Source organism: Halomonas sp. 707B3 (assembly GCF_024158645.1).
GTDB classification, from domain to species: domain Bacteria; phylum Pseudomonadota; class Gammaproteobacteria; order Pseudomonadales; family Halomonadaceae; genus Vreelandella; species Vreelandella lionensis.
This window is the reverse complement of sequence record NZ_JAMZBE010000204.1, coordinates 1-5,027: the sequence shown is the minus strand read 5'-3', so window position 1 is coordinate 5,027 and position 5,027 is coordinate 1. Positions and strand designations below refer to the sequence as shown.

Here is a 5,027-nt window from a genome sequence, read left to right as displayed (position 1 = left end):
GTCTATTTGCTGCTCTCCCGGGCAGGGCCATTAGGCTCGTTTGGGCTGCTGTTCACGCCCAGCGCCATGGTGATTGCTCAAGTCATCCTGGTGTTTCCGATTATCGCTGCGCTGACGCGCCAGCAGGTGGAAGCCCTGCACCATGAGTACGCCGAGCAGCTACGCTCGCTGGGGCTGACCCAGCTACGCATGATGCCCACCCTACTGTGGGATGCGCGCTTTGGCCTGCTGACGGTGATTCTAGCGGGCTTTGGCCGGGCCAGCGCCGAAGTGGGCGCGGTGATGATCGTCGGCGGCAATATCGACGGCGTGACTCGGGTGATGACCACCAGCATCGTGCTGGAGACCAGCAAGGGGGACCTTCCCCTGGCGCTCGGGCTGGGCATCGTACTGCTGACGCTGGTCACCCTCATCAATGCGCTGGCCCATGCGGTTAGTGAAGCGGCCAAGAGGCGGTTAGGATGAACGCACCGCTCACCTCCTCTTTCACCTCACTGGCCGATGTGCCAGCCCTGCACTTTCAGCAGGCGAGCTTTACCCATCGTGGTCACGCCTTGTTGGTGCCCACCACCCTCACGCTGTCTGGCTGTCAGCGCACGCTGATCATGGGGCCTAACGGGGCGGGTAAAAGTCTGTTCATGCGTTTGGCTCACGGTCTACTCCGCCCTAGCAGCGGCCAAGTTAGCTGGGAAGGCGCACCTCCCGTGCAGGCCATGGTGTTTCAGCGGCCGGTGCTGCTGCGTCGCTCGGTCATCGATAATCTGATCTACGCCCTGGCCGTCAAACGCGTGCCTCGCCGGGAGCGCAAAGCGCTCGCCTGGCAGGCACTGGAGAAGTTCGGCTTAGCAGCTCTGGCCAAGCGCCCCGCGCGGGTGCTGTCTGGCGGCGAGCAGCAGCGGCTCACCCTGGCCCGCGCTTGGCTGTTAACCCCTTCCGTGCTGTTTTTGGATGAACCCACCTCCGCCCTTGATCCCGCCGCCATTAAGGCGGTGGAAGATGCAGTGAATGAGTTTCACCAGAGCGGGACGCGCATCGTCATGACGACCCACGACCTACATCAGGCGAAGCGGCTCGCCGACGACGTGCTGTTTATGTACAGCGGCCAGGTGCTGGAGCACACCAGCGCCGAGCGATTTTTCGACACCCCGGCCTCCTCGCAGGCCAGGGCGTTTATCCGGGGCGAACTGGTTTGGTGACCCCCACTCAGCGTTGAACAAGACCCAAAGGAGCAGACCGTGAAGACAACGACCACGCTTATCACCGCCAGCGTATGCACGACCGCCTTGGCCTGGAGTGCTTCGCTACTCGCGGATGACGACTTCATTACACTCGCTTCCACGACGTCCACCGAGAACTCAGGACTGTTCGATGCCATCATCCCCACGTTCACCGAGGCCACCGGCATCGACGTGCGCGTGGTGGCCGTCGGCACCGGGCAAGCATTTGAGATCGGCCGCCGTGGTGATGCTGACAGCCTGCTAGTACACGATACGGCAGGCGAGGAGCAGTTCGTGGCGGACGGTTACGCCACGGAGCGTTTAGACGTCATGTATAACGACTTCGTGATCGTAGGCCCCAGCGACGACCCGGCAGGCATTAGCGACAGCGAGAGCGTGGCAGACGCCTTTGCGCGTATCGCCGAGAGCGGGTCACCATTTGCCTCACGAGGCGATGACAGCGGCACGAACCGCGCCGAACTGCGTTTGTGGGAAGATGCAGGTGTAACACCCCAAGGCGAATGGTACCGCGAGCTGGGTAGTGGCATGGGCCCGACCCTAAACACCGCTGCGGGTATGGACGCCTACACCTTTACCGACCGCGCCACCTGGGTCGCATTCGATAATCCGCAAAACCTCACGCTGCTGTTCGAAGGTGACGAAGCGCTGTTTAACCAGTACGGCAGCCTGCTGCTATCGGAAGAACGCCACCCGCACTTAAAGCATGATTTAGCCGCTCAGTGGCACCAGTGGCTCGTATCTGAGGAGGGTCAGCAGGCGATTGCTGACTTCGAGGTAGGCGGCCAACAGCTGTTTTTCCCTAACGCCAAGTAGTCCTTTGCAGAAGAGCCTTTGGCGGTATTGGCATACACCGCCACTGAGGCAAACGCAACAAGGCCTGCTGCACTATGTGCAACAGGCCTTTGTTTTAGGACTATGATTTAGATAACGCGACGTCAGCTCAGCGGCTCAGCAATTCGCGAATATCCTTTGCTTCCCAATGGGGAAAGTGCTTGCGTACCAGCGCGTTCAGGTCGCGCTCAAAGGCAGCCCAATCGGTGGTAGCGGCCTGTTCACGGGCGTTAGCCACGCCGCGAATCATACCGGCACCTACCGTCACGTTGGTCAAACGGTCAATCACGATAAAACTGCCGGTACCCGGGCTAGTACGGTAGTCGTCTACCGGAATGGACGCCGTTAACTCCACCTCGCAGCGGGCGATGGCGTTCAGCCCCAGTGAATCGGTAGCGTGCTTTTCCAGCGTATTAACGTCGATCTGGTACTCAATGGCACTCACCTGCCCCGCTAAGTCGCGGGTGGCGAGCTTGATGTCGTAGAGCTTGCCGGGCGTGAGAGCGTCTTCATGCAACCACACGATATCAGCGTTGAACACGTTAGAGAGCGGAATTTCAGCATCGGCGCTCACGATCCAGTCGCCACGGGAGATATCAATTTCATCCTCCAGGGTGACGGTAATCGCTTGGCCGGGGTAGGCTGCGTCTAAATCGCCATCGAAGGTCACCACGCGAGCCACGCGGGACGTTTTACCGGAAGGCAGCGCTTTGACCGCCTGGCCTGGGCGCAACACACCGGCCGAGAGCGTGCCGCAATAGCCGCGGAAGTCCAGGTTGGGGCGGTTGACGTACTGCACCGGCAAACGCAGATCGGTGAGGTTTTGATCGCGGCTGATTTCGACGCTCTCCAGCAGCTCAATCAGCGTTTTGCCTTCGTAGCGCTGGCTATCGTCAAAGTACCAGGGCGTTTGCTCGCTGGGGTTGACCACGTTGTCGCCGTTGAGTGCCGACATCGGCACGAAGCGGATATCCGGGGCTTGCAGGTTCTTAGCGAACGCCCGGTACTCCTCGACAATCTCGTTAAAGCGCGCTTCTGAGAAGCCCACCAAATCCATCTTGTTGACCGCAATGACTAAGTGCTGAATGCCCAGTAGGTCGGCAATGAAACTGTGGCGGCGTGTCTGGGTCTGCACGCCGTAGCGCGCGTCGATCAGAATAATCGCCAAGCTTGCGGTGGAGGCACCGGTCGCCATGTTACGGGTGTACTGCTCATGCCCAGGGGTATCGGCAATAATGAACTTGCGCTTTTCTGTGGAAAAGAAGCGGTAAGCCACATCAATGGTAATGCCCTGCTCCCGCTCGGACTGTAGGCCGTCCACTAGCAAAGCAAGATCCACCGCATCCCCAGTGGTGCCGCTGGTTTTAGATGCCTTGGTAATCGCTGCCAACTGATCTTCAAAGATCATTTTGGAGTCGTGAAGCAGCCGCCCGATCAGGGTGGATTTACCATCGTCGACGCTGCCGCAGGTAATAAAGCGCAGCAGGTCTTTGTTTTCGTGCTCGTGCAGGTATTGCTCGATGTTATCGGCAATTAACGTTGACTGGTGCGCCATTAGAAGTACCCCTCACGCTTTTTCTTCTCCATGGAGCCGGCCTGATCGTGGTCGATGGCACGGCCGCTGCGCTCACTGGTTTTGGTCAACAGCATCTCTTGGATAATTTCCGGCAGCGTTGCTGCTGTGGATTCCACCGCGCCGGTGAGCGGGTAGCAGCCCAGGGTTCTAAAACGCACCCACTTCTCCTCCGGCACCTCGCCTGGGGCCAATGGAAGGCGGTCATCGTCTACCATGATCTGCATACCGTCGTGCTCAACCACCGGACGTTTGGCGGAGTAGTACAGCGGCACAATCGGAATCGACTCAAGGTAGATGTACTGCCAAATATCCAGCTCGGTCCAGTTGGAAAGCGGGAAGACGCGAATCGATTCGCCTTTATTGACCTTGGCGTTATACACGTTCCAAAGCTCAGGGCGCTGATTTTTGGGATCCCAACGGTGGTACTTGTCGCGGAAGGAGTAGACGCGCTCTTTGGCACGGGAGGCTTCTTCGTCACGACGCGCACCGCCGAAGGCAGCATCAAACCCATACTTATCCAGCGCCTGCTTGAGCGCCTGGGTTTTCATAATGTCAGTGTACTTCGCGCTACCGTGATCAAAGGGGTTGATGTTAGCTGCCCGCCCCTCTTCGTTGGTGTGCACAATCAGCTCCATGCCCGCCTCTTCCGCCATACGGTTGCGGAAAGCGATCATTTCGCGGAATTTCCAGGTGGTGTCCACGTGCATCAACGGAAACGGCGGCGTGCCAGGGTAAAAGGCTTTACGCGCTAGGTGCAGCATCACCGAGGAGTCTTTACCGATGGAGTACATCATCACCGGATTGCGAAACTCTGCCGCTACTTCCCGGATGATATGGATCGATTCAGCTTCGAGCTGCTTCAGGTGGGTCAGTCGGGCGGCATCCGGTGCGATGGGCACCTCTTGCGTCGCCGCCGACGGCGCAGAAAACTGGTTCATTACCTACTCCCTCACAAAACGGTGCTTGCTTTTATGGGTAGAGTAACGCTATGCCAATAATAACCCAAAAGAATTAATAACTATCTTTTTATACCTATAACGCCTAACAGGCTCTTTAGACAACCACACGCTCAATCCAGGTCTGCCACTCGTGAGCGTTGAAGTCGACCACGCGATAGCCAGGGCGTGAGGCTTCATCGATGGCAAACTGCTCCGCTCCCGGCAAAAACTGGTCAGCCATGGCGGGGCAACCGTAGACACCAATATCGGTGCCAGCTGCTTGATGATGCTGGGCGTAGGCTTGGTGAGCATGGCCAAACAGGATCATTTTCACCTGCGGATAAGCACTGAGTAACTGCCAAAAAGCGTCGCGGTCTTGCAAGCCAATGGCATCCATCCAGGCAGCACCTACGTCCACAGGCGGGTGGTGCATGGCAATAAGAG

At 58.4% G+C, this 5,027-nt stretch carries 5 protein-coding genes and 1 pseudogene; 3 read left to right on the top strand and 3 right to left on the bottom strand.

Features of this window, described 5'->3' with window-relative positions:
• The 3 genes from BIS10_RS17355 to BIS10_RS17345 form a co-directional block, all read left to right on the top strand.
• On the top strand, positions 1 to 465 hold a 465-nt coding region (locus tag BIS10_RS17355), incomplete at its 5' end, for an ABC transporter permease (protein WP_253507170.1).
• Complete coding sequence (locus tag BIS10_RS17350) at positions 462 to 1,196, top strand: ATP-binding cassette domain-containing protein (protein WP_253507169.1); 735 nt, start codon at positions 462 to 464, stop codon at positions 1,194 to 1,196. The genes BIS10_RS17355 and BIS10_RS17350, both read left to right, overlap by 4 nt.
• A gap of 39 nt (positions 1,197 to 1,235) precedes the next feature.
• The gene (locus BIS10_RS17345) at positions 1,236 to 2,051 is read left to right on the top strand and encodes a substrate-binding domain-containing protein (protein WP_058576393.1); all 816 of its coding nucleotides are present in this window, start codon (positions 1,236 to 1,238) and stop codon (positions 2,049 to 2,051) included.
• A 127-nt stretch (positions 2,052 to 2,178) separates the two neighbouring features.
• Here the strand turns inward: BIS10_RS17345 and cysN are convergent, their stop codons facing one another.
• The 3 genes and pseudogenes from cysN to BIS10_RS17330 form a co-directional block, all read right to left on the bottom strand.
• On the bottom strand, positions 2,179 to 3,624 hold the full coding sequence (cysN, locus tag BIS10_RS17340; RefSeq protein WP_253507165.1) for a sulfate adenylyltransferase subunit CysN: 1,446 nt from the start codon (positions 3,622 to 3,624) through the stop codon (positions 2,179 to 2,181).
• Positions 3,624 to 4,583: a sulfate adenylyltransferase subunit CysD gene (gene cysD, locus BIS10_RS17335; protein WP_253507162.1), complete on the bottom strand. Its 960-nt coding sequence runs from the start codon at positions 4,581 to 4,583 to the stop codon at positions 3,624 to 3,626. Before cysD ends, cysN begins: the two co-directional genes overlap by 1 nt.
• A 115-nt stretch (positions 4,584 to 4,698) precedes the next feature.
• Positions 4,699 to 5,027: pseudogene (locus BIS10_RS17330) on the bottom strand (phosphodiesterase); the annotation flags it as partial.